At 65.5% G+C, this 24738-nt stretch carries 24 protein-coding genes and 2 riboswitches; of the genes, 8 read left to right on the top strand and 16 right to left on the bottom strand.

The features are described 5' to 3' along the window. Positions 1–133: 133 nt before the first annotated feature. Complete coding sequence (locus JYP46_RS18955; RefSeq protein ID WP_113157001.1) at positions 134–1258, bottom strand: extracellular solute-binding protein; 1125 nt, start codon at positions 1256–1258, stop codon at positions 134–136. Positions 1259–1498: 240 nt separating this feature from the next. Between JYP46_RS18955 and JYP46_RS18950 the strand changes: the two genes are divergently transcribed. Continuing rightward, positions 1499–2248 carry an SDR family oxidoreductase gene (locus tag JYP46_RS18950; RefSeq protein ID WP_206546415.1) on the top strand — a complete coding sequence of 250 codons (750 nt, stop codon included), beginning with the start codon at positions 1499–1501 and terminating at the stop codon, positions 2246–2248. Between the two features lie 395 nt (positions 2249–2643). After that, positions 2644–3861: a GTP-binding protein gene (locus JYP46_RS18945; protein ID WP_113157003.1), complete on the top strand. Its 1218-nt coding sequence runs from the start codon at positions 2644–2646 to the stop codon at positions 3859–3861. 217 nt (positions 3862–4078) lie between these two features. Here JYP46_RS18945 and cobF read toward each other — a convergent pair whose 3' ends face one another. From cobF to cbiE, 8 genes are read right to left on the bottom strand one after another with little or no spacing between them, the layout of a single operon-like run. Further along, positions 4079–4840, bottom strand: coding sequence for a precorrin-6A synthase (deacetylating) (cobF, locus tag JYP46_RS18940; RefSeq protein WP_206548982.1), 762 nt, complete (start codon positions 4838–4840; stop codon positions 4079–4081). 2 nt (positions 4841–4842) lie between these two features. Next, entirely contained in the window at positions 4843–5856 is a 1014-nt protein-coding gene (gene cobT, locus JYP46_RS18935) for a nicotinate-nucleotide--dimethylbenzimidazole phosphoribosyltransferase (protein WP_206548981.1), read from the bottom strand. Positions 5857–5865: 9 nt separating this feature from the next. Continuing rightward, entirely contained in the window at positions 5866–6630 is a 765-nt protein-coding gene (gene cobS, locus JYP46_RS18930; protein ID WP_206548980.1) for an adenosylcobinamide-GDP ribazoletransferase, read from the bottom strand. Positions 6631–6634: 4 nt separating this feature from the next. Continuing rightward, the gene (locus tag JYP46_RS18925; RefSeq protein ID WP_206548979.1) at positions 6635–7948 is read right to left on the bottom strand and encodes a cobyrinic acid a,c-diamide synthase CobB; all 1314 of its coding nucleotides are present in this window, start codon (positions 7946–7948) and stop codon (positions 6635–6637) included. Then, positions 7945–8721: a uroporphyrinogen-III C-methyltransferase gene (gene cobA / locus JYP46_RS18920; RefSeq protein ID WP_206548978.1), complete on the bottom strand. Its 777-nt coding sequence runs from the start codon at positions 8719–8721 to the stop codon at positions 7945–7947. The genes JYP46_RS18925 and cobA overlap by 4 nt, the downstream gene beginning before the upstream one ends. Then, positions 8718–9482 (bottom strand): precorrin-4 C(11)-methyltransferase, encoded by a 765-nt coding sequence (gene cobM / locus JYP46_RS18915; RefSeq protein ID WP_206548977.1) that lies wholly within the window; start codon positions 9480–9482, stop codon positions 8718–8720. The genes cobA and cobM overlap by 4 nt, the downstream gene beginning before the upstream one ends. Beyond that, on the bottom strand, positions 9479–9883 hold the full coding sequence (locus JYP46_RS18910; RefSeq protein ID WP_222474296.1) for a cobalamin biosynthesis protein: 405 nt from the start codon (positions 9881–9883) through the stop codon (positions 9479–9481). The genes cobM and JYP46_RS18910 overlap by 4 nt, the downstream gene beginning before the upstream one ends. Further along, a complete protein-coding gene (cbiE, locus tag JYP46_RS18905) occupies positions 9862–11109 on the bottom strand; it encodes a precorrin-6y C5,15-methyltransferase (decarboxylating) subunit CbiE (RefSeq protein WP_206548976.1) in 1248 nt (415 codons plus the stop codon). Before cbiE ends, JYP46_RS18910 begins: the two co-directional genes overlap by 22 nt. Here cbiE and JYP46_RS18900 point away from each other — a divergent pair. Continuing rightward, positions 11108–11881 (top strand): cobalt-precorrin-6A reductase, encoded by a 774-nt coding sequence (locus JYP46_RS18900; protein WP_206548975.1) that lies wholly within the window; start codon positions 11108–11110, stop codon positions 11879–11881. The two genes, cbiE and JYP46_RS18900, sit on opposite strands and share 2 nt — an antisense overlap. Here JYP46_RS18900 and JYP46_RS18895 read toward each other — a convergent pair. From JYP46_RS18895 to cobW, 6 genes are read right to left on the bottom strand one after another with little or no spacing between them, the layout of a single operon-like run. Beyond that, positions 11845–12609: a precorrin-3B C(17)-methyltransferase gene (locus JYP46_RS18895; RefSeq protein WP_206548974.1), complete on the bottom strand. Its 765-nt coding sequence runs from the start codon at positions 12607–12609 to the stop codon at positions 11845–11847. The genes JYP46_RS18900 and JYP46_RS18895 overlap by 37 nt on opposite strands. Beyond that, positions 12606–13346: a precorrin-2 C(20)-methyltransferase gene (locus JYP46_RS18890; RefSeq protein ID WP_113157013.1), complete on the bottom strand. Its 741-nt coding sequence runs from the start codon at positions 13344–13346 to the stop codon at positions 12606–12608. Before JYP46_RS18890 ends, JYP46_RS18895 begins: the two co-directional genes overlap by 4 nt. Then, positions 13343–13975, bottom strand: a complete 633-nt coding sequence (locus JYP46_RS18885; RefSeq protein WP_206548973.1) for a precorrin-8X methylmutase — start codon at positions 13973–13975, stop codon at positions 13343–13345. Before JYP46_RS18885 ends, JYP46_RS18890 begins: the two co-directional genes overlap by 4 nt. Next, on the bottom strand, positions 13976–15187 hold the full coding sequence (gene cobG, locus JYP46_RS18880; protein WP_206548972.1) for a precorrin-3B synthase: 1212 nt from the start codon (positions 15185–15187) through the stop codon (positions 13976–13978). Beyond that, complete coding sequence (gene cobN / locus JYP46_RS18875; protein ID WP_206548971.1) at positions 15184–18522, bottom strand: cobaltochelatase subunit CobN; 3339 nt, start codon at positions 18520–18522, stop codon at positions 15184–15186. The genes cobG and cobN overlap by 4 nt, the downstream gene beginning before the upstream one ends. A gap of 4 nt (positions 18523–18526) precedes the next feature. Next, the gene (gene cobW, locus JYP46_RS18870; RefSeq protein ID WP_206548970.1) at positions 18527–19564 is read right to left on the bottom strand and encodes a cobalamin biosynthesis protein CobW; all 1038 of its coding nucleotides are present in this window, start codon (positions 19562–19564) and stop codon (positions 18527–18529) included. A 176-nt stretch (positions 19565–19740) separates the two neighbouring features. Next, a riboswitch (cobalamin riboswitch) is annotated at positions 19741–19941 on the bottom strand. A gap of 61 nt (positions 19942–20002) precedes the next feature. Then, a riboswitch (cobalamin riboswitch) is annotated at positions 20003–20202 on the top strand. 35 nt (positions 20203–20237) lie between these two features. Between cobW and JYP46_RS18865 the strand changes: the two genes are divergently transcribed. Genes JYP46_RS18865 through cobO form a run of 3 tightly spaced genes read left to right on the top strand, consistent with a single transcriptional unit; the run spans position 20238 to position 22003 of the window. Continuing rightward, positions 20238–20858, top strand: coding sequence for a HupE/UreJ family protein (locus JYP46_RS18865; RefSeq protein WP_206548969.1), 621 nt, complete (start codon positions 20238–20240; stop codon positions 20856–20858). Between the two features lie 16 nt (positions 20859–20874). After that, complete coding sequence (cobU, locus tag JYP46_RS18860) at positions 20875–21387, top strand: bifunctional adenosylcobinamide kinase/adenosylcobinamide-phosphate guanylyltransferase (RefSeq protein ID WP_206548968.1); 513 nt, start codon at positions 20875–20877, stop codon at positions 21385–21387. A 1-nt stretch (position 21388) separates the two neighbouring features. Next, on the top strand, positions 21389–22003 hold the full coding sequence (cobO, locus tag JYP46_RS18855; protein ID WP_206546433.1) for a cob(I)yrinic acid a,c-diamide adenosyltransferase: 615 nt from the start codon (positions 21389–21391) through the stop codon (positions 22001–22003). A gap of 221 nt (positions 22004–22224) precedes the next feature. Here cobO and cbiB read toward each other — a convergent pair whose 3' ends face one another. Further along, positions 22225–23193, bottom strand: a complete 969-nt coding sequence (gene cbiB, locus JYP46_RS18850; RefSeq protein WP_206548967.1) for an adenosylcobinamide-phosphate synthase CbiB — start codon at positions 23191–23193, stop codon at positions 22225–22227. Between cbiB and cobD the strand changes: the two genes are divergently transcribed. Together cobD and JYP46_RS18840 are read left to right on the top strand one after the other, a co-directional pair. Continuing rightward, positions 23186–24232, top strand: coding sequence for a threonine-phosphate decarboxylase CobD (cobD, locus tag JYP46_RS18845; RefSeq protein WP_206548966.1), 1047 nt, complete (start codon positions 23186–23188; stop codon positions 24230–24232). The genes cbiB and cobD overlap by 8 nt on opposite strands. Then, entirely contained in the window at positions 24232–24738 is a 507-nt protein-coding gene (locus JYP46_RS18840) for a tyrosine phosphatase family protein (RefSeq protein WP_113157022.1), read from the top strand. Before cobD ends, JYP46_RS18840 begins: the two co-directional genes overlap by 1 nt.

Raw genomic sequence — 24738 nt, 5'->3', positions numbered from 1 at the left:
GCGGTATTATGGTCCGCGTTCTTTTGAATATGTCGGCGCTCGCCCCTCCGCTTCGTCCTTCTCCCCGTACGCGGGGAGACGGTGCCGGCAGGCGGATGAGGGGCGAACGCCATCGTCCGTTGTTTAGCGTGCCTCAGGCCGAGAGGAAACGGTCCTGATATTCGTTGCGCTTGGCGACGAACCAGCTTTCCTGGATCGGCCACCACCACAGCTTGTCCAGCGCGTCGCCGGGATATGCGGCGGCGAAGAAGGCCTTGGCCTCGTCCGTCGTCTTGTCGGCAGCGCCAACGGCGGTGGAGTTGATCGAGGTTGCATTGGTGTACATGGCGCCGGCTTCCGGCGTCAGGAACCAGTTGATGAAGGCATAGGCCTGCTCAAGGTTTTCCGCACCCTTCGGGATTGCAACGCCTTCCATCCACGCCAGCGCGCCTTCCTTCGGCGCGATGAAGCCGACGGGAAGACCTTCCTTGCCGAGAGCCGCTGCAGTGGAATCCCACGTCTGGCCGATGGTGCAGCCATTGATGCGGAATGCGCCCTGCGCTTCGTTCTCGTTGGACCAGAACTGCGCGATGTTGGCCTTGCGGGCAATCGCTTCCTCGAGAATCACGTCATAGATCTTGACCATGTTCTCTTCGGACTTGAAGGCGTCCGCCATCGGCATGGGCAGCTTGCCTTCGGCTTCGAGCCAGAGGCCGAGACCGACAAGACCCGAATGGCCGCGCACGGTGGCCTTGCCCTTCATTTCCGGCTTCCAGATGTCGCCATAGGAGGCGGTGCCGTATTCCAGCGGAGCCTGATCCTTGTCGAAGGAAACCGCTTCCGTACCCCAGTCGGTGGGCACCTGATAGCGCTTGCCGTCGATGACCGCGCCGAGATTTTCAGAATTCTTCCAGGCGCTCGGCAGGCAGTTGTCGACGTTGACCTTGCTTTCGTCGATCGGCTGCACCAGCTCGAACTCGACATAATTGGGCACGCGATCGACCGTCGGCCAGATGATGTCGAACCCGCCGCCATTGTTGGCGCGAAGCTGGTTCAGCAGTTCGTCATTGGTGCCGTAGGGGGTGTAATTGGCCTTGATGCCCGTCGCCTTTTCGAAAGCGCCGATCATGTCGTCGTTGAGGTAACCGGCCCAGGCGAAGATGTTGACCGCGCCGGAAGAGCCCTGCGCATAGCTGCGCGAGATGAGCGGCGCCGCCAGCGACAGTCCTGCCACAGCGCCCGCGCCCTTGATGAAGTTGCGTCGTTTGATCAAAGTCATGAAAGCACTCCCATTGTTTCTGCGTTGATATCGCAGCGGTTATTCCCGCCATGTTACAGCGCGATGACCGGTCGGCAACAAAAATCAGTCTAACGGACCGTCAATGTTGATGATCCTGCGCGGACATCAGTGTTTAGCGCACAAATTATCCTCTCTGGCCCATTTGTTCCACGCGAAAAGGCTGCTTGTATGCAAACGTTTGTAGCGGGCTGCTGTCCGACAGTGAGGGGAGAACTTTGCATGCGACTTCAGGGGAAGCGGATTCTGGTATCGGCAGCAGCTCAGGGCATCGGCCGGGCAAGCGCGCTGGCCTGCGCAGCAGAGGGGGCGTCGGTCGTGGCCGTCGATATCAACGAGGAAGGGCTTGCCTCTCTTGCCGCTGAAAACGCGTCCATCGAAACGCACCGGCTGGATGTGCGCGACCGCAGCGCAATCGATGCGCTCGCCGGCAGGGTCGGCCAGCTCGATGGCCTCTTCAATTGCGCCGGCTTCGTCCATCACGGCAGCATTCTCGATGTCTCCGAGGACGACTGGGCGTTCAGCATGGATCTCAATGTGACCTCCATGGTTCGCATGACGCAGGCGTTTCTACCCGGCATGCTGGAACGGGCCGAAGAGGCGGGCAGCGTGTCCGTTCTCAACATGGCGTCGATGGCGTCATCCATCAAAGGCTTCGTCAACCGCGCGGTCTACGGCGCCACGAAGGCGGCCGTGATCGGCCTCACAAAGTCCGTTGCGGCCGATTTCGTAAAGCAGGGCGTGCGCTGCAATGCGCTCTGCCCCGGCACGGTCGACACGCCGTCGCTGCGCGGTCGCATCGCCGCTGCGCCGGATCCCGTTCAGGCCGAGAAGGATTTTATCGCGCGTCAGCCCATGGGGCGGCTTGCGACGGTCGACGACATCACACCGCTGGTCGTGTTTCTCCTGTCGGACGAAAGCCGCTTCGTCAGCGGTCAGGCCGTTCTCGTGGATGGCGGCGTGACCATCTGATTTCAGGGCAGGGTGGTTGATACTCTCCGCCCTTGTTCGGTGATATCGAACTTCTACAAAAAACCGGGGCGCGCCAAAGTGTGCGCCCCGGCATTTTCCGACCCGGCGTCCATCTTCCGGAGAACGCTGCATTGCCGGCTGGAGCCATGCAACTCCGGGAAACGATGATCGGCAGCACTGTATCCGGCTTCGGAGCATGCCTTCGGTCTCCACCTCCAGGCTGGCACGAACCACAGAAACCGCTTGCCATCACCCAGGGCAGGAGCGAACCTCCACACCTCCACACCTCCACACCTCCACACCTCCACACCTCCACACCTCAAGGCCCCAAGGCACGTCTTGCGCTTCGTGTGTGTTATGATATTACATACCATATTGCAGCAAAGGAACCAAACATGCCGAACCAGGACAAACGCCTGCCCGTCACCGTGCTTTCCGGGTTTCTGGGTGCGGGCAAGACGACGCTCTTGAACAATGTGCTCAACAACCGGGCAGGACGGCGCGTCGCGGTGATCGTCAACGACATGTCGGAAGTGAACATCGACGCCGATCTCGTGCGCGAGGGTGGGGCGAACCTGTCGCAGACGGATGAAAAGCTGGTGGAGATGACCAATGGCTGCATCTGCTGCACGCTGCGCGACGACCTTCTGAAAGAGGTGCGGCGTCTGGCGGCAGAGGGGCGGTTCGATTACCTGCTGATCGAATCCACCGGTGTTTCGGAACCGCTGCCGGTGGCCGCCACATTCGAGTTTCGCGACGAGCAGGGCCACAGCCTTTCCGATGTCGCGCGGCTCGACACGATGGTCACGGTGGTCGACACGCTGAACCTGCTCGAAGACTACGCCAGCCATGATTTCCTGCGCGACCGGGGCGAAGTCGCAGGCGAGGGGGACGAGCGCACGCTTGTGGACCTGCTGGTCGACCAGATCGAGTTTGCCGATATCGTGATCCTGAACAAGGTCAGCGACGCCGGCCCGGAGCGCCTTGATGCGGCGCGCAAGATCGTCACCGCGCTCAATCCCGATGCGCAGATCATCGAGACAGACCATTCCCGCGTCGCGCCCGCCCGCATCTTCGATACAGGCCTTTTCGATTTCGAGACGGCTCACCAGCACCCGCTCTGGGCCAAGGAGCTTTATGGCTTTGCCGATCACGTGCCGGAGACCGAGGAATACGGCGTTTCCTCCTTCGTCTATCGCGCGCGGCGTCCCTTTCATCCGCAGAAAGTGCATGCGGTGCTGAATGCCCCGCTGCCCGGCGTCATCCGCGCCAAGGGTCATTTCTGGATCGCAACCCGGCCCGACTGGGTTGCCGAATTCAGCCTCGCCGGCGCTTTATCCAGCGTGAAGCCGCTTGGCACCTGGTGGGCGGCCGTACCGCGCGAACGCTGGCCAAACCACCCGGAAGCGAAAGCCTTCATGGACCGCTACTGGAGCGAACCCTACGGAGACCGGCGTCAGGAGCTGGTCTTCATCGGCACAGGCATGAACCGCGAACGCATCACCGCAGCGCTGGACGATGCGCTGGTGGGCAGTGAAACCGACTTCGAGCCAGCGCAGCACCGTGCGCTGGCGGACCCTTTCCCGCGATGGCAGCGCGCGCAGGCAGCCTGAGGGGAGGTGGTTGCCTTCTCCCTCGCCCTTCGACAGGCTCAGGATGAGGGAGAAGGCAGGCAAAAGCTGAGACTGATGCAGGGGCTCAGAAGCTATAACTTACAGCCAGAGACCCCGCAGGAGCATGAAAGCATTTGGCGCACCACACAGCCCTCATCCTGAGCCTCCTGAGCTTGTCGAAGGGCGAAGGGCGAGGGCGGCATGAAGTCCGCCGAACCTACCCCCTGACCCGCAAAAGATAGGTATCCATGATCCAGCCCTTGTCTTCCCGCGCCCTGACCCGCGCCTCCACAATCTGCCCGGCGACATCCCCAAGCGGCCCGGCGATCAGAAGCTCATCCGGCGTACCCAGATACGCGCCCCAGTAAATCTCGTAGGCATCGCCATCGAGCATTTGAAAGGCGCAGTCGCCGTCGAGCATGACGAGAAGCGTATCGGCATTCGGCGGAAAGCCCTCCGCTTTCAGCCGCCGACCGGTGGTGATCAGGATCGAACCGCCAATCGTGTTGATCGGCATATGGTGGCTGGCCGCGAACGCCTGAATGCTGGTGATCCCCGGCACCACTTCCAGCGCGACGTCAAGCCCGGCTTCCCGGCGCATGTGCTCGATGATCCGCAGCGTGCTGTCATAGAGCGAAGGATCGCCCCAGACGAGAAACGCCGCGCGGCCCGTCTCGCCCGTATGCGCCGCAAGCAGATCACCATAGGCGCGGGCAATGGCCATGTGCCAGTCGTCCACGCCCCGGCGATAACTCGGATTGGCGGCGTCACGCGCCGGCAGGTCGAATTCCACGATCCGCGTCTGCCGGTTTTCCAGAAACCGCTCGCAGATGACACGGCGCAAATCCGCCAGATCCTCCTTCGCTTCCCCCTTGCGGGGGATAAGGATCACGTCAGCCCGGTTCAGCGCATTGATGCCCTGAACCGTCATGTGTTCGGGATTGCCGGTGCCAATGCCGATGAGCGAAAGCGTGCGCATGATCAGCCGTCCGAAACGCCGGCTTCGGCAAAGGTCGCCATGCCGTTGTGGCAGGCAAGCGCGCCGCGCAGAATGTTGATCGCAAGGCATGCGCCAGAACCTTCGCCAAGCCGCATGTCGAGATCGAGCAGCGGCTTGAGGCCCAGCTCGCCAAGCAGCCTGCGGTGGCCGGGTTCAGCGGAAACATGGCCGGCAATGGCATGCGCCAGACCGTCTTCGCCAAGGCGCGCAAGCGGGGCGACTGCCGATCCGCACACGAAACCATCGAGCAACAAGGGAATGCGCTTCTGCCGCGCGGCAAGGGCCGCGCCAAACATGGCGGCAAGCTCGCGACCGCCGACGCGGCGCAGCGCCTCCAGCGGATCGGAAAGCGCCTCGCCATGGCAGGCAAGCGCTGCATCCACGGCCTCCGCCTTGCGCGAAAGGCCGGCATCGTCAACGCCTGTGCCACGCCCGACCCAGTCGGCTCCCCGGCCACCGAACAGCGCGGCGGCAAGGGCCGCTGCGGCGGTGGTGTTGCCGATACCCATTTCCCCGAGCGAGATGAGATCCGCTCCCTCCGGCACCGCATCGAAACCGGTCTGAACGGCCTTCAGAAAATCCGCTTCATCCATGGCCGGCGCTTCCGTGAAGTCCGCCGTGGGACGCTCGATCTCGAGCGATGTGACGGTGAGGCTCGCCCCCGTCTGTTTCGCGAGCTGGTTGATGGCGGCGCCCCCGGCGGAGAAATTCGCCACCATCTGCGCCGTCACCTCGGCCGGAAAAGCCGAAACACCGCGTGCGGTCACGCCATGGGAGCCCGCGAAGATCAGCACATGAACCCGCTCAAGCGCAGGCTTTTCGCGTCCCTGCCAGCGGGCAAGCCGGATGGCCGCGTCTTCCAGCCGGCCAAGGCTGCCGGGCGGTTTGGTCAGCACTGCCTGGCGGGCGGTTGCAGCCTGCGCGGCGTCCTCGTCGCCACTGGGGCGATCGTTACAGGCGGCGCGCAGATCGTCGATCTTGAGAAAGCGGGTCATGGAAGTCCTTCAGATGAAATGAGCAACGGCGGCGATCAGCACGGTGGTTTCGGCAAGCTGCTGGAGCGCGCCAAGCACATCGCCCGTCTGTCCGCCGATCTGTTTTTCGGCGAGCCGTTTGATGAAGAAGAGCGCCAGCAAGAGAAGCGGCGCGGTCACAAGCACGAAGCCGGGACCGGAGATGAAAAGCAGCGCGCCACCAATCGCGAGCGCCATGAGAACGGTAGCCGTTTCCGGTCGCCCTGCGCCTGCCGAGAGCCCGTTTTCGCGCGCCGGTGGCGAAAGGCGCATCAGCGCCGGCATCAGGGCGCGAGAGGCCGTGTGCGCCATCAGAAGGGCGGGAACCGCGACAAGCCCGAGCGACGAAAGCGCCGTCCAGCGCATGAGAAACGACAGGATCAGTGCGGCAACGCCATAGGACCCGATGCGGCTGTCCTTCATGATCGCGAGCTTTTTCTCACGCGTCGAACCGCCGCCGAAACCATCGGCCACGTCTGCAAGACCGTCCTCATGCAGCCCGCCGGTCACAAGCGTCCCCACTGCAAGCGCGAGGGCGGCTGCAATCGTGGCCGGCAGGCCAAGCATCGCCGCGCCGATCAGCATCGCACTGCAAATCGCGCCGACCACCAGACCGGCCAGAGGCGCTGCCCATTGGGCGGCAGCAAACCCTTGCGCCGGCATCTCGAACGCAGGCAGCGGCAGCCGCGTGTAGAAGCCGAGACAGGCGGCCACATCGCGAAGGGCTGCCACGAGCATCGAGCGGGGTCCGGCCATCGCGTCAGCTCCGCGCTATGGCGTGAAAATAGGTGCCGGAGACATGCCCGCGCCGCGCACCGGATGGGCCGAGATCGCGGCCCTGTCCGTCCGCGAGCATGGCGAGCGGCGCATCACTGCCCGGCTCCACCAGCCGCGAATAGTGGAACTCATGACCACGGATCGTCTCGCCCTTGCTGCCGATGGCGCAGTCACTCATCAGCGTTGCCTGCCGGTAGCCGAGGTTCATCTTGCGCTTCGCATAGCTCGTCACATGACCGAGCAGCCCCAGCATGGCGTGGCGAACGCCTTCGGCATCCTCCAGCGCCTCGCCCAGAACCATGAACCCGCCGCACTCGCCATGAACGGGCCTCGTCTCCGCAAATGCCTGCATCGCAGCGCGGAAGTTCTCTGCAGCGGCGATCCGCCCCGCATGAAGTTCGGGATACCCTCCCGGCAACCAGCAGGCGTCGGCGCTTTCCGCCGGTCCTTCATCGGCAAGCGGCGAGAAGGGCAGAAGCGCGGCTCCCACCTCGCGCCAGTGCCGGGCGAGATGCGGATAGACAAAGCTGAAAGCGGCATCCTGTGCGATGGCGATGCGTTGCCCCGGCGGCGGCAAGAGCCGCGCCGCATCGCCCGCCTGCATGGAAAGCGGCACGGCGGCTTCCACCACGGCGTCGAGGTCGATGGACTGCTCCATCACATCCGCAAGCCGCTCGATGAAGGCTTCGAGCGCGGCATGTTCGCTCGCCTGCACAAGGCCCAGATGCCGCTCCGGCAGCGCCATGTCCGGGTTGCGGTAGACCGCGCCCAGAACCCTGATGCCGATGGCCTCAATGGCGTCGCGCGCCATCGCTTCATGTCGCGGGCTCGCCACCTGGTTGAGCACGACGCCGGCAATCCGCACCTTCGGGTCGTAAGCTGCAAACCCCTTTGCCAGCGCGGCTGCGGTCTGCGACTGGCCGGACACATCGAGAATGACAAGGCAGGGCACGTCATAAAGCCGCGCAATATCCGCCGCAGCGCCGGAGCGACCCGGCTCCGACACGATACCGTCAAACAGGCCCATGGCGCTTTCGATCAAAAGCATGTCGGCGTCTTCGCCCTGCCGGCTTCCCAGATGGGCGAGCAGATCCGGATGCATGGCCCAGCTGTCGAGATTCACGCCGGGCTTCCCGGTCGCCGCCTGATGAAAGCCGGGATCAATGTAATCGGGACCGGATTTCGCGCCATGCACGGCGAGGCCACGCCTCTTGAGCGCGCGCATCAGGCCGATGGTCACACTGGTCTTGCCCGAACCCGAACGGGCCGCACCGATGATGATCGCCCGCGCCGTCATATCAGCGCCTCACGCAGCGCCACGATGCCGCCGATCACGATGATGGACGGCGAGCCGTACCCTTCCACCGATGCGTCGGAGACAAGCGTGGAAAGCGCCGTCGTCAGAATGCGTTCTTCCGGTTTCGTCGCGTTCATGATGAGCGCCGCCGGCGTATCGCCCGCCATGCCGCCGGATGTGAGCGCGTCCACGATCAGGGCGAGCTTGTGCATCCCCATATAGATCACAATGGGCTGACCCGTTTTCGCCAGCGCCGCCCAGTCCAGATCGTCCGGCGTGCCGGCGGCGTGGCCGGTCGCGAAGATCACCGCCTTGTTCACGCCGCGCATGGTGGCGGGAATGCCCGCATCGGCGAGCGCCCCCACCGCCGAGGTGACGCCTGGCAGAAAGCGGAAGGGAATGCCGGCGAGTGCCAGCACCAGCGCTTCTTCCCCGCCACGGCCAAACATGTTGGGGTCTCCGCCTTTCAGGCGCAGCACCCGCTCTCCCGCCTCGGCGTGTTCCACCAGAAGCCGGTTGATTTCATCCTGCGCCGTGGAGGGCTGGCCGGCGCGCTTGCCGACGAAAATGTGCCGGGCGTCCGGCGCGGCCTTCAGAATATCCGGATCCACCAGCGCGTCATAGATCACCACATCCGCCGCATCGAGCGCAGCCAGAACACCGAGCGTCAGGCAGCCGAAGCCACCAGGCCCGGCACCGGCAAGCCACACATGGCCCGGCTCAAAAGGCGTTGGTTCAAAAGGCAGGCGGTTGAGCGCCTCAAGCGTGCTCATAATCCCTCCCGCCCGCGAAACCGGCGCTGATAATCGGCGCTGTAGAGCGCGCTCTCGCGAAAATCCTTGGCACCCAGCCCCGGCCCGACGAGAATGAGCGCCGTGCGCTCGATGGGATCTTTCGCCATCTCTGCTTCGATGGTGGAAAGCGTGCCCCGCAGAATGCGCTCATCCGCCCAGCTTGCGCGGGCAACAATCGCGACCGGGCAGTCGGGTCCGTAATGCGGGGTCAGCTCCGCCACCACCCGGTCCAGCGCGTGAATGGCGAGATGAATGGCGAGCGTCGTGCCGGTGGCTGCGAAATTGGCGAGCGTTTCACCCTCCGGCATTTTCGAGGCGCGGCCGGAAATGCGGGTCAGGACAAGGCTCTGCGCCACTTCCGGAATGGTCAGCTCGCGTCCCAGCGCCGCCGCAGCCGCCGAGAAGGAAGGCACGCCCGGCGTCAGCGTGTAATCGATGCCGAGCGCCGAAAGACGGCGGATCTGCTCGGCAACCGCGCTCCAGACGGAAAGATCGCCCGAATGCAGCCGGGCGATATCCTCACCCGCTTCATGGGCGCGGATATATTCCGCCTCGATCTCTTCAAGCGACATGGGTGCGGTGTTGACGATGCGCGCTCCCGGCGGGCAGTGCGCGAGCAACTCCTCCGGCACCAGCGAACCGGCATAAAGGCAGACCGGGCAGCGCGCGATCAGGTCGCGGCCGCGAACGGTGATGAGGTCGGCAGCGCCCGGTCCGGCGCCAATGAAATGAACGGTCATGATTTTCTTCCGGTGGTCGCGATGGCGCAGGTCACGCCGTCAAGTGTGATCCTCGAGCCGAGAAGCCGGCCTGCCGGGCCGCAGACGGCCAGCGCCGCCGCCTCTGAGGCCGATGGCAGGCCCGTGGCTGAGCGCGCCTGTTCCGAGCGGGTCAGGCAATGCATCGCCGCCGCCTGAAGTGCCGCATCATCGGCAATGACAAGCGGCAGGCCGAGCGCCTTTGCAGCGTCCGTCAGGCCGGGCTCGTCCCGCTTCCGTGGCACGGTCGCCACCGCATCGAGCCTGTCCCGCGCGATGTCATGCGTTGTCAAAGCGGCGTCGAGCGCGGCAAGAACAGCATCGCGCGTGACGCCTTTTCTGGCTCCAAGCCCGGCGCAGATCATGGTTTCCTCCAGCGCCATTGAAGCACCGGCATGGCCGGGCGCAGCGCCGTCATGCCGCCAACGGGCGCGGCGCGCGCGACGGCGATCTCGATCAGTTCTCCGCCGTGCCGCCCGTGGCAGTCGATCAGAAGCGCCTGCGTTTCGAGCGTCACCCCGTTTGCGACAAGGCGCCCCACAGGTCCAAGAGCGGCCATCGCCGCATCCATCAGTCCCGGCGCAGTCGCCCCGCCACCGATGAAAACCACATCGGGCGCGGCAAGGTCTGCGAGCGCGGCGGGAGCCTTTCCATCAACCACGGTGAGCTGCGGCACGCCCATGCGCTCCGCGTTGCGGGCAATGCGCGCCGCGCGCTCCGTGTCCGCCTCAATGGCGATGGCGCTGAGCGATGGGTGCAGCCGCAGCCATTCGATGGAAATGGAGCCTGAACCCGCTCCGATATCCCAGAGCCGTTCACCGCGTTTCGGGGCAAGCGCCGACAGGGTGACGGCCCGCACCTCCGATTTGGTGATCTGCCCGTCATGCTCGAAAAGCGCATCTTCCAGCCCGGTTCCAAGCGGCAGGATGCGCGCATCCTCATCCGCCGCCACCTCGATGGCGACCACGTTCAGATCGTCAAAACTGTCTGCGGAAAGCGCGGAAGCCATGAAGCTGACCTGCCGTTCGCGTGGTCCACCCAGCGCTTCCAGCACGTGAAAGCGCGAGGGGCCAAAACCCTCTGCCGTGATCAGCTCGGCTATCGCAGCCGGAGCCGCGCCATCGGATGTGAGCGCGAGAATGCGCGCGCCGGGATGAAGCAGCGGGCGGATCAGCGCGATGGGCCTGCCATGCAGCGAAACTGCCTCGACCGATTGCAGCGGCCAGCCAAGCCGGGCAGCAGCAAGCGCAAAGGAAGAAGGCGCGGAAAAGACACGCATCTCGTCCGCCGGAATGCGCCGCGTCAGCGTCGCGCCCACACCGAAGTGAAACGGATCGCCGGAGGCGAGCACGCAGACCTTCTTGCCTCTCAGCGCTTCGATCTCATCAAGCGCCTTGCCAAAGGGGGAGGGCCACTGCCGCGTCTCGCCGGAAATCTGGCCTGCCGCCAGTTCGAGGTGCCGCGCACCGCCGAACACGATCTCCGCATCGGCAATCGCGCGGCGTGCTTCCTCACCGAGCCCGGCCATACCGTCCTCGCTGATCCCCACGATGGCAAGCCAGCGCCTTGAGGTTTCCGCCTGACTGCAAAATGCTCTAGAAGACGTCATGGCAAAGCAGACCCTTCTCATTCTTGGTGGAACAGGCGAAGCGCGGCTTCTGGCGGAGCGGCTTTGCGCGCGCAGCTCGCTGCGCGTCATCACCTCGCTTGCCGGGCGCACCCGCACACCGGAAGCCTTGCAGGGTGAGGTGCGTGTGGGCGGTTTCGGCGGTGCTGAGGGGCTTGCGCGTTATCTCGAGGACGAGGGCATCGACCTGATGGTGGACGCCACGCATCCCTTCGCCGCGCGCATGGCGCGCAATGCTGCGGAAGCCGCCAGCCTGACCGGCGTGCCGCTCATCACGCTCATGCGCCCCGCCTGGCAGCCGGTCGCCGGCGACAACTGGCAGATCACGTCCGGCATGGCCGAGGCGGCAACGCTGCTCGGCCCTGAGCCCCGGCGCGTCTTTCTGGCCATTGGCCGGCAGGAAGTTCAAATGTTTCGCGCGGCGGCGCAGCATCATTATCTGGTGCGCAGCGTGGAGCCGGTCGAACCGTCCCACCTGCCGGCGAATGCCGCATGCATTCTGGCGCGTGGTCCGTTCTCTGAAGACGATGAAATCGCGCTGCTCGCCGATCACCGCATCGAGATCGTGGTGGCCAAGAACAGCGGCGGTGCTGCGACCTATGGCAAGATCGCAGCCGCGCGCAGGCTCGGCCTGCCGGTGATCATGATCGACCGGCCAAAGCCGACTGGCGCAGCCGTCGTGGCCGACATCGAAGATGCGATCGGCGCGATCAACACTCACCTGGCGGCTCCCGTCGCCGAGCGCGGCGCATAAACCAGCGGCGGTTTGCCGGGGCGTTCGATGATCCGCGTTTCGGGCGATCCGATGATGACGCAGGTGGCCATGTCGGCCATCTCGCCGCGCGCCTCATTCAACGGAACAATCGCCATGCGCTCGTCGGGCCGGCCTGCGGCGCGGCCGAACACGACGGGCGTGGAGGCCGGGAGAATGCCGCTCAACAGTTCAAAGGCGCGGCCAAGCTGCCAGGGCCGGGCGCGGCTGATCGGATTGTAGAGCGCGATCACAAAGCCCGCACCGGCAGCAGCCGCAAGCCGCGTTTCGATCAGGTCCCAGGGTTTCAGATTGTCCGAAAGCGATATGGCGCAGAAATCATGACCGAGCGGCGCGCCCACGCGGGCGGCCACCGCAAGCATGGCCGTCAGCCCCGGCACGATCTCCAGATCGAGCGCGCGCCATTCCTGCGGCCCGTGTTCGATGGCCTCGCACACGGCCGCCGCCATGGCGAAAACACCTGCATCCCCGCCCGAAACCACGGCCACATGCCTGCCTTCAGCGGCCATGATGAGCGCCGCCTTCGCGCGGGCAAGTTCTTCCCGGTTGTCGGAGGCGTGACGGGTCTGGCCATCGTTCAGTTCGAGCCGGTCGAGATAGGGACCATAGCCGAAGAAATCGCTTGCCGCCGCAATGGCTGCGCGCGCCTCCGGCGTTGTCTGTGCCGGTTTTCCGGGACCGGTGCCGATGACGACGAGGCGCCCGCTCATGCCGCGCCCTCCTGCGGCCTGGCCTGCCAGCCCGGTCCGAGTACGAGCGAGAAATAGGGGGCGGTGTCGTCAGCCTTGTCCGCAAGCGGCGTCATGCTGGTATTGTCCATCGTGCCGCGTTCCACATAGACCGCGCCGACGAGCCTGCCGGCCCGCGCCAGCGCCCGGCGGATTTTCGGCAGATTGCGCCCCACCTTCATGATGACGAAGGCTTCCGTGTCGCTCACGCGGCGCACAAGCTCGTCTTCATCGAGCGTGCCGGGCAGGACCGTCATGATGTCGTCGCCCTGAACGATTGCGATGCCCGCCTGCGACCAGCAGCCGGACATGGCCGTGATGCCGGGGATCACCTCCGTCGGGTAGAGCGCGGCAAGCCGCACATGCAGATGCATGTAGGAGCCATAAAACAGCGGATCGCCCTCGCTCAAAACCGCAACCGTTCGGCCCGCTTTCAGATGCACTTCCACCGCGCGCGCCGACTCCTCGTAAAAGCCGGTGATGGCCTCGATATAGCGCGGGTCGTTCTTGTCGATTTCGGTCGTAACCGGATATTCCAGCGGCAGCTCCACCGCCGCCTCCGGCAGGAGGTCGTCGACGATCTTGCGGGCATTGCCCCGGCGTCCGCGCTTTGCGAAATGCGCCACCACGTCCGCCCGCTCCAGCGCCTTCAACGCCTTGACGGTGATGAGTTCGGGATCGCCGGGTCCGGTGCCAACGCCAATCAGGGTTCCGCTCACAGTCCAGCCCTCGCAAGTGCGTTGATCGCCGCCGCCGTCATGGCGCTGCCGCCCATGCGGCCGCGCACGATGGCAAAGGGAATGCCAAGCCCGCTCTCCGCGAGCGCGTCCTTGGATTCCATCGCGCCCACGAAACCGACCGGCATGCCGATGATGGCGGCAGGCTTCGGCGCACCGGCGCGCAGCATGTCGAGCAGGTAGAAGAGTGCGGTCGGCGCATTGCCAATGGCGATCACCGCTCCTTCCATGTGTTCGCGCCACAGTTCCAGTGCAGCGGCGGAACGCGTGTTTCCGATCTCCCGCGCAAGCTCCGGCGTGCGCGCATCGCGCAGGGTGCAGATCACCTCATTGTCGGCGGGGAGCCGCGTGCGGGTCACACCCCGCGCCACCATCTCCGCATCGCACAGGATCGGCGCGCCGGCTTTCAGCGCCGCGCGACCTGCCGCAACGAACCCTTCGGAAAAGACGAAATGCTCCGCCGCCTCGACAAGCCCGCAGGCATGGATCATGCGGATGGCGACATCGGCCTCTTCCGCACTGAAGCGCGCGAGATCGGCCTCGGCGCGTATGATCGCGAACGACTTTTCATAAATGGCGTTGCCGTCGCGTATGTACTCGGTTTCTTGCATTCAGCCTGTCTTTCGAAGAAGGGCGGCGCGCAGCTTCTCGCCGCGCTCGATGAGGAAGGTGCGAAGGCGTTCGGAAGGCTCCACGCCAACGGAGGAAAGCGTGCAGCAGCCCTCGGCCGCGATCAGGTTCACCGCAGCCCCGGCGGGCTGGGCGCATCCTTTTTCGCAGGCCGAGAGGTGTAGACGAAACGAACCGTCCGGCAGACCGGCTTCCGCCGCCTCGGCGGCAAGCGCCTTGGCGTCGAACCGCGCCGAGGCACAGGCCGGCGCACCGGCGCAGGCCGCTATGGAAAGACGCGGATCATGCCCGTCCGTGACAAAGCCAAGAGCCTCAGCCCCCCGCGACAGCGCATCCTGCCGGGGCTCATCGAGCCCGATCAGCAGCAGGCCGCTGCGCGGCGCAAGACGAATTTCCCTTGCATCCGAGGCGGCCTCGCAAAGCGCGACCAGCGCCTCCGCAGCGATCTGACCGAAGGGCAGGGCGATCCCGAGCGCGCTATCCCCGTCTTTCAGCGCAAACAGACCAACCGGCGCACTGTCAGCCCGTGCGGGATGTTGCACGGCTGGCTCAAGCCCGGCCCGGAGCGCATCCTTCTGCGCCTGTGTGAAATCACGGGCGCGGCCGCCGGTCTGCGCCAGCAGATCAAGAACCGCAAGCGCTGCACCGCCCACCGCCTGCTCATCGCCCTGGCCTAACCAGTCCGCCGTCGCGCCATTGCCGCCGACGCCGATCTGCCAGAGACCGTCACCCAGCGCCACAAGCTTGATGTCGGCTCCGATGGCGTCGAGATGCAGCGTCCCGCCACCATCGACCGTCACCGAGACCTTGGGCGCAAGGCGCGGGGCAAGGCAGTGCGCTGCCGCATATTCATCGAGCCGCCGGGCAAGCGCCATCGGGTCACCCAGCGCATCCTGCGCCAGACCATCAAGCGCTCCCGTCTCCACCGCGAAGCCATCCACGGCCCCAAGATCGAGCGCGTTGATTTCCGCCCCGAGCAAAGGCGTGCTCTCAGCGGTCAGGCCCCGGATCTGCAACTTTCCACGCGCGGTCACTTCCAGAATGCCATTGCCGTGGCGGCGCGCGGCCCGCGCGATGCCCGCCAGCTTCACAGGCGTCAGTGCGCCATGAGCCGGCGCAATCCGCGCGAGCAGCCCGTCACCGGTTTTCATGGGGGCGGAGAGTGTGGGGCATGCGCCGCGCCGCATCGTCATGCCGTCGCCTCCGCGAGTAGTGCCGCCAGATCGTCATCGACAGAGTTGCGCCGCGGGTGCCAGAGGCCACGCCTGCGCGCAGCGTGAAACCGTTCCGCCATCGCCCGGGCCGCCGCCGGATTCTCTGCAAGCAGGAAATCGCGCACACGCTCATCGCCGAGATAGGCATCGAACACGGCATCGATCAGGCTGCCTGAAACCGCATCCGTGGTCTCGGCGAAGCCGATCAGCCGGTCGACCGTTTCCGTCAGTTCCGCCGCGCCGCGCGGGCCATGGCGCAACTGCCCTTCGATAAAGCGCGGATTGACCGCACGGGCGCGCACCGTGCGGGCAATGGCCTGCGCCAGCGAGCGGGCGCGCGGGCGCTCCGGATCGGTTGTGTCGAGCACCACCAGATCAGCCTTGCCGCCCAGCGCTTCCACCGCCGCCGCGAACCCGCCGATAAAGGCCACATCCGCCGAGCCTTCGAGAATGTCCCGCCCGGCATCGTCGCCTGTGTGGAGAAGCATATCGGCATCCGCCACCTGCCGCGCAAACGCGCCATCTTCCCGCCGGCCTTCGCCCTCCGCACCGCCGAAGGCAAACGCGCCGGCGTCCAGATAGGCCTGCCCGAGTTCGGCGCGTTCCTGCCAGTCTCCGCGCGCCAGCTTTTCTTCCGGTCCCGCGCCATAGGTGCCCGGCGCAGAACCGAAAATGCGCGCCGGAGCCTTGCCGGCCACGCGCGCAGCAGCGGCAAGCGGGTTTTCGCTCTCGTCTTCGTCGCGCGCGGCCACGGCGGCGACCGCAGTGTCGAGCAACGCGATTTGGGTCGGGAACATGTCGCGAAACAGGCCTGAGATGCGCCACGTCACGTCAATACGCGGACGGCCAAGGCTGGCCGGCGGCAGCACTTCAATGCCCGTCACGCGCCCCGTCGCCTGATCCCATTGCGGCCGGCAGCCCATCAGCGCCAGACCCTGTGCGATCTCCTCGCCGCCAGTGCGCAGGCTGGCGCTGCCCCACAGGTCGATGACGAGCGAGCGCGGCCAGTCGCCATGCTCCTGCAGATAGCCGCGCACGGCCTCATCCGCCGCCATCCTGCCCAGTGCGGTTGCGGTCGGCGTCGGCAGGGTGCGCGGATCGGCGGTGAAGATGTTGCGGCCGGTCGGCAACACATCGGTACGCCCCCGCGCCGGCGCGCCGGAGGGGCCGGGCGCGATGTGTCGGGCATCGAGTGCGGCCAGAAGCGCGCGCTTTTCGCTCTCCGCGCAGGCGCTGCGTTCAGGCCCTTCATCCATGCCGCTGCCCCGGCCATAGATGTGTAGCCCGTCCTTGATGGCGAAATCTTTCAGATCACAGAGCCAGGCGTCGATCTGCATCAGCGCCGCATCCGTGTCGCCCGTGTCCTCAACGCCGGCATCACGGGTCAGACCGGTGCGCTCGGCGGTTTCCACGATCAGCTGCGCCAGCCGGTCGCGGCGGCGGCGGTCCAGCCCGTCGGCCTGCGCATATTCGTCCACCAGCCGTTCCAACTCCTGCTGGTCCTGCGAGAGCCCTGCGCCCGCCAGCGGCGGCGTCAGATGCCCAAGCGTCACAGCGCCGATCCGGCGCTTGGCCTGCGCCGCTTCACCCGGATTGCTGACGATGAAGGGATAGACCACCGGCAGCGCACCAGCCACGATCTCCGGAAAGCAGGTTTCCGTCAGCGCCACGGTCTTGCCCGGCAGCCATTCCAGCGTGCCATGCGCACCCACATGGATCAGCGCATGGGCATCGAGCCCCTCCCGCATCCAGTGGCCGAAGGCGACGAGCGCATGGCGCGGTGCAAGCGTCGGGTCATGATAGTCCACGCGTCGGTCTGCCGAGCGCCCGCGATCCGGCGCAAGCGCCACGGTGACATTGCCGAACCGCGCCGCGCGGAACGGAAAGACGCCATCTTCCGCATCGCCTTCCGCCGGTCCCCAGGTGGCGAGCAGCGTTTCACGCGCCTCTTCGGGCAGCGCATCAAAAGCGCACCGGTATTCATCCAGCGAAAGCGCTTCCGACGGCTCTTCAAGCTGCTGCATCAGCGCCCTTGGGGTCTCCGGAACACCAGAAACCGCATAACCCGCTTCATCAAGGTCATGCAGCATGGCGAGCACGCTCGATGGCACGTCGAGCCCCACCGCATAGCCGGTGCGGCCGGGCGCGCTTGGATAGTCCGGGATGAGAACGACAATGCGGCGCTCAGCCACCGGAGTGCCACCGAGCTTCAGAAAGGCGGCGATCCTCGCCGCAACCTGCCGGATGCGCGCGGGTTCGGGCCGGTTGCGCTGAACGCCAAAGGAAAGCCCTTCATCCAGCGCCGCCTCATCCTTGAAGGAAATCGCGCCGGCCATCAGCCGGCCATCGAGTTCCGGCAGCACCACATGCATGGCGAGGTCCGCAGGCGCGAGACCGCGCTGCCCTTCCTGCCACGCTTCGCGCCGCGTGGTGGCGGTGACCACCTGAAAAACCGGCACGCCGAAGCGGTCGAACAGCGTTTTTTCGCCGGGTTCCGCGCCGCTCGAAAAGGCCGTCGCGGTGATGAGCGCCTGCGGCTTCAACGCCTCCACGGCGTTGCGCACGAGATCGACGGCAACCGGGTCACGCAGGCTGGAAACGAAAACGGGAACCGCACACAGCCCCTGTTCCTCAAGCGCCTCCACCAGCGCGTCGATGGGCGCAACATCGCTTGCCAGCAGCATGGAGCGATAAAAGAGGATCGGCACGACAGGCCGGTCGGCATTCGCACTGGCCGGGAAGAACGACGCTTCGACAATGCCATGGCCCGGCGCATAGAAACCGGCCTTGGCCACCGGTTCCGCCTCCGGCGCTTCAATGTCCCGCCCCGCAAGGCACGCAAGCTGCATGGTCAGCGCGCGCATATTGTCCGGTCCGCCTTCGCGGAAGCAGGCGAGCAGCGCCGCGCGCGCTTCCGGCGAAACGGTGGAGCGCTCGGCCAGGCGCGGGTCGTCCTGATGGCATTCGCCGGGAAGCAGCGCCAGCGCGATGCCCTTTTGCCGGGCCAGTGCGGAAAGCCGGTCGCAGCCATAGCGCCACCACTCATAGCCGCCCAGCACCCGCACCAGAATGACGCGGGCATGCGCCGCCGTGTTGTCGATCCACAGATCGACCGACATGGGGTGTCTCAGGTCGCGCAGTGCGGCGAGGCGCAGCGAGGGCAGGGCCTCGCGCTGCGCCTGCCATGCAGAAGCGATCCCCGCCAGATCGCTGTCGGTGAACGACAGCGCCACCATGTCCGCCGGCGACTGCTGCAGATCGACAGGCTCGATCAGATCGTCGAGTGAGGCACTGGTGGTGGCGAGGATGTGCATCGGATCAGGCCGAGAGAAGGCTTTCGATACGCGCGCGGTCGATGCCCTTGAGGCCGATCACCACGAGCCGCGTCTCGGCGGCTTCGCCGGCCTTCCACGGGCGGTCGTAATGGTGCGACACGCGCGGACCAACCGCCTGCACCTGCAGGCGCATCGGCTTGCCCTTCACATGCGCAAAGCCCTTGAGGCGCAGAACCTCGCCGGTCTCCACCGCCGCATTGACACGCGCTTCCAGATCTTCGGGCCGCAGAACCGATGGCAGATCGACAACGAATGTATCGAAATCGTCGTGCTCGTGGTCATGCGCATCGTCGTGATGCGTCTTGCGGTTCTCGATGTCGTCCTCGACGGCAAGCCCGAGACCCAGCAGCAGGGCAGGGTCCACCTTGCCATGCGCGCTCGGCACGATCTGCACATTGCGCGACAGATGCCCCGCGATCCGCGCGCGGGCGCGCCCGGCGGCTTCCTCATCCAGAAGATCGTTCTTCGACAGAACGATCAGGTCAGCGCAGGCCACCTGGTCGTCGAACACTTCTTCGATCGGATCATCATGGTCGAGCGAATCGTCGGCTGCGCGCTGTGCATCCAGCGCGTCCATGTCCGCAGCCACCTGACCGTCGGCAAGCGCCGGTCCGTCCACCACGGCAATCACGCCATCGACCGTCACACGGTTCTTGATTGCCGGCCACTGAAAGGCCTGCACCAGCGGCTTTGGCAGCGCCAGACCGGACGTCTCGATCAGAATGTGATCGACCTTCGGCTCACGTGCGAGGATCTGGTCGAGCGCCGGCACGAAATCATCGGCAACCGTGCAGCAGATGCAGCCATTGGCCAGTTCGAGAACGTTTTCCTCGGGGCAATTGTCCAGCCCGCAGCTCTTCAGCACCTCGCCATCGATGCCGGCATCGCCGAATTCATTGACGATGATCGCCAGCCGCTTGCCATGCGCGCCTTCCAGAACATTGCGGATCAGCGTCGTCTTGCCGGCGCCGAGAAAGCCGGTCACGACGGTGCAGGGAACCCGGTCGAAACTCGTGGTCATGGGATATCCTTCAGGTGATGGAGTGTGGAGAACGATAAGACGCGGGTGAGGGGCGCACGGGCCTTTTGCGGCCGCGTACTGGCAGAGACACCATGAATGGTCGGGAGAAGGCGCGCAGCGGCGCTGTCAGCAGTCACAATGCACACTCCTTGCCCGGGACACCCGCCAGGCGGTCAGGATTTCATTCGCAGACGGCAGGTTTCCTGGCTCACGGGTCGATGCGCTTTCCAGCCTTCCCAGGGCAAACCCCAGTGGCGTGTCAGGTGCGCTCTCCGCTTACAGTTGCGGGGACAGCTGCGGCATTGGGCAAGGCCCGCACCGCATTCCCTCTTAGCCCTCTCCATTGCGGGAGAAGGACCGTCTGCTGCGCATTTACGGCTCGCCCGCCACGTCTGTCAATGCGGGCAACAAAGCGTTTGCGGGGCGTGGCGATTCTTGTATGCTCCGCCCGCTGTCGGTTCCGCTGAAGCGGACCCAGAGGGAACGTGGTGCGGCGCAATCGCGCCAAAACCACGGCTGCCCCCGCAACTGTAAGCGGAGAGCGTTTTCCTGATCGCCACTGAGGCATGACGCCTTGGGAAGGCTGGAAAGCGCATCGACCCGTGAGCCAGGAAACCTGCCGACGGCCTGAAAGAAACACCGTAACCCTCGGGTGGAGGGGAAAGGACCGGACATGAACACGCATTTCCTGCGCACTTTTTCCGCATTCGCATTTGCATCGCTCTTCGCAACCAGCGCCCACGCCCATCACGCCATGGACGGGCAGACGCCCACGACCCTTTACGAAGGGCTGGTCTCAGGGCTCGCCCATCCCGTGATCGGGCTTGATCACCTGGCCTTCATCGTCGCTGCCGGCCTGTTTGCCGCCGTCGCCGGCATGAGCCTTTTCGCGCCGCTTCTCTTTGTTGCCGGCTCGCTTGTCGGCGTCGGCCTGCACCTGATGCTGCTCGATCTTCCGGCAGCCGAAATCGTCATCGCGGCAAGCGTTCTTGCTGGCGGCTGGCTTCTGGCGCGCGGTCGGGCCGTGGAAAGCCACATGCTCGTCTTCGCCCTGTTCCTGGTGGTCGGCGTGTTCCATGGCTATGCCTTCGGCGAAGCCATTGTCGGCAGCGAGCAGACGCCGCTCATCGCCTATCTCGCAGGCCTTGCCGCAATACAGAGCGCCATCGCGCTTGGCGTCTATTTTCTCGTCCGCTCGCGCGGCTGGGCGGTTGAGGCCATGCAGCCCCGGCTTGCTGGCGCCGCCATTGTCGGTGTCGGCATAACCTTCCTTGCCGGACAACTTCTCGGCTGAGCCAGCGGATCTGACGATGCGTTCACTTCATTTCGTTCTGGGCGGCGCGCGCTCCGGCAAGAGCCGCCATGCCGAAACGCTGATCGAAGCCGCGCCCGCGCCCTGGCACTACATCGCCACGGCCCAGGCCTTCGATGACGAGATGCGCGAGCGCATCGCCATTCACCGCGCGCGGCGCAAAGGGGCGGGGGCGTGGCAGACGCACGACGCCCCGCTCGACCTGCCGGGCGTGCTTCAAACCCTGCCTGCCCGCGAAACGGTTCTGGTCGATTGCCTCACCCTGTGGCTCAGCAATCTCATGCTCAACGACCAAGAGCTAAAACCTGCCGCCGAGCGACTGCTTGCAGCTCTTGCCGCAAGAGAGGGAACCACGGTTCTCGTTTCCAATGAAGTCGGCTTCGGCATCGTGCCCGAAACCCCGCTCGGACGCCGTTTCCGCGATGAGGCGGGGTTCCTGAACCAGAAAGTCGCCGCCGCTGCCGACAGCGTCACGCTGGTGGTTGCCGGCCTGCCCATGAAAGTGAAGTGACATGCGAGAGATCGACGCAAACGAAGCCGGGCGCCACAAGGCAAAAATGGCCAAACGTAAGGCCGTTCAGGATGCCGAGGTGCGCGACAAGACGGTCGAAAAGGGGCTTCTGATCGTCAATACGGGGCCGGGCAAGGGCAAGTCCACCGCTGCCTTCGGTCTTGCGCTGCGCATGCTCGGCCATGGCCGCCGCGTCGGTGTCGTGCAGTTCATCAAGGGCGCATGGCATTGCGGTGAGAAGGATGCCTTCGCCGCCTTTGGCGATCAGGTCTCCTGGCACACAATGGGCGAGGGCTTCACCTGGGAAACACAGGATCTCCAGCGCGACATCGCCGCCGCCGAGCGGGCGTGGGAAAAGGCCGAGGAACTGATGGCCGATCCGACGATCGGTCTTGTCGTTCTCGACGAGCTGAACATCGCACTGCGCTACGACTATCTCGATCTTGAACGCGTCGTGACCACGCTGACCAACCGGCGTGACGACCTTCATGTGGTCGTGACCGGCCGCAACGCCAAGCCAGCACTCACCGAGGCCGCCGATCTCGTCACCGAAATGGGGCAGGTAAAACACCACTTCGCCGCTGGTGTGAAAGCGCAGAAGGGCATCGAGTTTTAGATCGCCCTGCTTTGAGGTGGTGCGTGGTTCGCCTTCGACAGGCTCAGGAGGCTCCCATGAGGGAGGTGGTGTCCTGAAAGCCTGTTCATCAACATGGAGAACGGAGTTGCAGCGCCTCCCCCTCCCTCATGGTGAGCCTGTCGAACCACGCACCACGTAGTTGCCAGAAGATCAGAGAGCGTGGCAATCGGCCCCCACGCCTCCGCCCCAATCCGCCAATCTCAGAAAGCCAGATGCCAGAGCCCGGCGGCAAGCGCCACAAGCCCGATCAAAAGCCCGTCTGCAATCCGATAGAGCGTGAGCGCCCGGCGGATGTCGCCGGCATTGGCGGCGCGGCGGCCGCCATCGCCCATCACCGCGTCATCCACCACCTCGCCACCATAGCGGCGCGGGCCGGCAAGGGCGAGGCCCAGCGCGCCCGCCATCGCCGCTTCCGGCCAGCCCGCATTGGGCGAGCGATGATGGCGCGCATCGCGGCGCACCGCGCGCCATGCCGCTCCGGCCGAGGCATCACGCATGAAGAACGCGGCGGCAATGAAGAGAAACGCCGTCAGGCGCGAAGCGGGGAGGTTGATCAGATCGTCGAAACGCGCCGCCGCCCAGCCGAAATGAAGATGCCGCGCGGTCTTGTGGCCGATCATGGAATCGGCCGTGTTCGCAGCCTTGTAGAGCGCGCCGCCCGCCAGTCCGCCAACCGCCAGCCAGAACACCGGCGCAACCACGCCGTCGGAGCAGTTTTCGGCAAGGCTCTCGATGGCCGCGCGCGAAACCCCGGCCTCATCAAGGCTTTCGGGGTCCCGGCCAACGATCTGCGAAACCGCTTTTCGGCCTTCCGGAAGCCCGCCGGCGTCCAGCCCGTCCGCCACCGCTTTCACATGGCTTGCAAGGCTCCGCTGGGCGATCAGCGAACTGCCGGCAAGAGCGGCGACCAGCAGCCCGGCCCAGCCGGAAAGGGCCGTCTGGATGAACCAGCCGGCCAGACCTGCGAGCATCAGAATGCCGACCAGCGCAAGCGCGCCATTCAGGCGGCGCGCACCGGGAGAAAGGGTTTCAACATTGCATCGCGCGTCCGCCAGCGCGATAAGACGGCCAATCCAGGTGACGGGATGACCGATCAGGCGAAAGAGCTGCTGCGGATAACCGATGGCGAGCTCGACCAGCATGGATGAAAGGGCGATCAGAATGGACATCAGGCCTCGACTGGCTGACCGGGCGGCGGAGAAGGTAACCGATCACGGCGGCAGTCTCGTTCGGGCTTCGGCGCAGTTTCCAGACGCGCCGACGCCCTGGCTCGACCTGTCCACCGGCATCAACCCGCACCCCTATCCTTTTTCGCCCCTGCCTGCCAGCGCCGTCGAGCGCCTGCCCGAAGAAGCCGACATTGCCGCGCTGACCGGGCACGCGGCCCGGCATTACGGCGCGCCGTCTGCGGCAAACGTCATCGCCGCGCCCGGAACGCAGCTTCTTCTCCCGCTGGTCGCATCGCTTCTGGCACCCGGCCCGGCCCGCATTCTCGGCCCCACCTATGCCGAACACGCGCGCGCAGCCGCACTGGCCGGGCATGCGGTCGAAGAGGTGGAGAGCTTCGATGCGCTTCGTGGCGCGCGGCTCGCCGTGGTGGTCAATCCAAACAATCCCGACGGGCGGCTGATCGGTCGAAGCGACCTTCTCGATCTCGCCGCAAGCCTGCGCGGCAATGGCGGCGTTCTGGTGGTCGATGAGGCCTTCATGGATGTCGGCCCGCAGGCCGAAAGCCTCGCCGGCGATCTGGAAGCCGGCAACATCCTCGTGCTGCGCTCGTTCGGAAAGTTCTTCGGTCTCGCAGGCCTGCGCCTGGGGTTCGCGCTCACCTCCATTGAACGCGCCCAAAAACTCTCAGGCTGGCTCGGTCCGTGGGCTGTTGCAGGGCCGGCCCTCCACGCCGGGCTCGAGGCGCTTGCAGACCATGGCTGGCAAAGCGCCATGCGCCAGAGGCTCGAAGCAGAGCGCTTACGTCTCGACGCGCTCTTTCACGAAAAGGGTCTGACCATCGCAGGCGGAACGGATCTCTTCCGCTTCCTGCGCCATCCGCGCGCGGCGGATCTTTTCGATCATCTTGGCCGCAGCGGCATTCTCGTTCGGCGCTTCGCCGGACGGCCGGATTGCCTGCGCATCGGCCTGCCGGGCGATGATGAGGCTTTCGAGCGCGTGCGCGCCGCACTTCAAAGCCGGGACGGGGGAGGGGCATAATGCTTTATGTCTGCCCCGGCGCGCATCTACAGCGCATGCTCAAGGCCACCGGCGCACAGCACATGATTTCGCTCACCTCGAACGGCGAGCCCCCGGCTCTGGATGATGCCAGCGCCGTGCCGAACCGCCTGCATCTCGCCATGCACGACATCGCGGATCTGCGTCCCGGCCTCATCGCGCCGGAACTCGATCATGTCGAACGCCTGCTCGATTTCGCACAGGACTGGGACTGGCGCTCGCCAATGGTCGTGCATTGCTATGCGGGCATCAGCCGCTCCACGGCCGCCGCCTATGTCATCGCCAACGCCTTCGCCCGCGAGATGGACGAATTCGCCCTTGCGCAGATGCTGCGCGAGCGCGCCCCGAGCGCCACGCCCAACCGGCGCATCGTCGCACTGGGCGACCGGCTCCTTGAGCGCGAAGGCCGGATGATCCGCGCGATCCACCAGATCGGCCGTGGCGCAGAAGCTTTTGCGGGCGAGCCGTTTCACTACCCCGCCCGCTGA

This window comes from Nitratireductor aquimarinus, assembly GCF_017255295.1.
GTDB classification, from domain to species: domain Bacteria; phylum Pseudomonadota; class Alphaproteobacteria; order Rhizobiales; family Rhizobiaceae; genus Nitratireductor; species Nitratireductor aquimarinus.
The sequence above is the reverse complement of the archived record's forward strand: the minus strand, read 5'-3'. Positions and strand labels throughout refer to the sequence as shown.

What these genes read in the sequence shown, in the direction of transcription:
- JYP46_RS18955 (WP_113157001.1), bottom strand. Translation starts at nt 1,258, where the DNA reads ATGACTTTGATCAAACGACGCAACTTCATCAAGGGCGCGGGCGCTGTG.
- JYP46_RS18950 (WP_206546415.1), top strand. Translation starts at nt 1,499, where the DNA reads ATGCGACTTCAGGGGAAGCGGATTCTGGTATCGGCAGCAGCTCAGGGC.
- JYP46_RS18945 (WP_113157003.1), top strand. Translation starts at nt 2,644, where the DNA reads ATGCCGAACCAGGACAAACGCCTGCCCGTCACCGTGCTTTCCGGGTTT.
- cobF (WP_206548982.1), bottom strand. Translation starts at nt 4,840, where the DNA reads ATGCGCACGCTTTCGCTCATCGGCATTGGCACCGGCAATCCCGAACAC.
- cobT (WP_206548981.1), bottom strand. Translation starts at nt 5,856, where the DNA reads ATGACCCGCTTTCTCAAGATCGACGATCTGCGCGCCGCCTGTAACGAT.
- cobS (WP_206548980.1), bottom strand. Translation starts at nt 6,630, where the DNA reads ATGGCCGGACCCCGCTCGATGCTCGTGGCAGCCCTTCGCGATGTGGCC.
- JYP46_RS18925 (WP_206548979.1), bottom strand. Translation starts at nt 7,948, where the DNA reads ATGACGGCGCGGGCGATCATCATCGGTGCGGCCCGTTCGGGTTCGGGC.
- cobA (WP_206548978.1), bottom strand. Translation starts at nt 8,721, where the DNA reads ATGAGCACGCTTGAGGCGCTCAACCGCCTGCCTTTTGAACCAACGCCT.
- cobM (WP_206548977.1), bottom strand. Translation starts at nt 9,482, where the DNA reads ATGACCGTTCATTTCATTGGCGCCGGACCGGGCGCTGCCGACCTCATC.
- JYP46_RS18910 (WP_222474296.1), bottom strand. Translation starts at nt 9,883, where the DNA reads ATGGCGCTGGAGGAAACCATGATCTGCGCCGGGCTTGGAGCCAGAAAA.
- JYP46_RS18900 (WP_206548975.1), top strand. Translation starts at nt 11,108, where the DNA reads ATGGCAAAGCAGACCCTTCTCATTCTTGGTGGAACAGGCGAAGCGCGG.
- cbiE (WP_206548976.1), bottom strand. Translation starts at nt 11,109, where the DNA reads ATGACGTCTTCTAGAGCATTTTGCAGTCAGGCGGAAACCTCAAGGCGC.
- JYP46_RS18895 (WP_206548974.1), bottom strand. Translation starts at nt 12,609, where the DNA reads ATGAGCGGGCGCCTCGTCGTCATCGGCACCGGTCCCGGAAAACCGGCA.
- JYP46_RS18885 (WP_206548973.1), bottom strand. Translation starts at nt 13,975, where the DNA reads ATGCAAGAAACCGAGTACATACGCGACGGCAACGCCATTTATGAAAAG.
- cobG (WP_206548972.1), bottom strand. Translation starts at nt 15,187, where the DNA reads ATGACGATGCGGCGCGGCGCATGCCCCACACTCTCCGCCCCCATGAAA.
- cobN (WP_206548971.1), bottom strand. Translation starts at nt 18,522, where the DNA reads ATGCACATCCTCGCCACCACCAGTGCCTCACTCGACGATCTGATCGAG.
- cobW (WP_206548970.1), bottom strand. Translation starts at nt 19,564, where the DNA reads ATGACCACGAGTTTCGACCGGGTTCCCTGCACCGTCGTGACCGGCTTT.
- JYP46_RS18865 (WP_206548969.1), top strand. Translation starts at nt 20,238, where the DNA reads ATGAACACGCATTTCCTGCGCACTTTTTCCGCATTCGCATTTGCATCG.
- cobU (WP_206548968.1), top strand. Translation starts at nt 20,875, where the DNA reads ATGCGTTCACTTCATTTCGTTCTGGGCGGCGCGCGCTCCGGCAAGAGC.
- cobO (WP_206546433.1), top strand. Translation starts at nt 21,389, where the DNA reads ATGCGAGAGATCGACGCAAACGAAGCCGGGCGCCACAAGGCAAAAATG.
- cobD (WP_206548966.1), top strand. Translation starts at nt 23,186, where the DNA reads ATGGACATCAGGCCTCGACTGGCTGACCGGGCGGCGGAGAAGGTAACC.
- cbiB (WP_206548967.1), bottom strand. Translation starts at nt 23,193, where the DNA reads ATGTCCATTCTGATCGCCCTTTCATCCATGCTGGTCGAGCTCGCCATC.
- JYP46_RS18840 (WP_113157022.1), top strand. Translation starts at nt 24,232, where the DNA reads ATGCTTTATGTCTGCCCCGGCGCGCATCTACAGCGCATGCTCAAGGCC.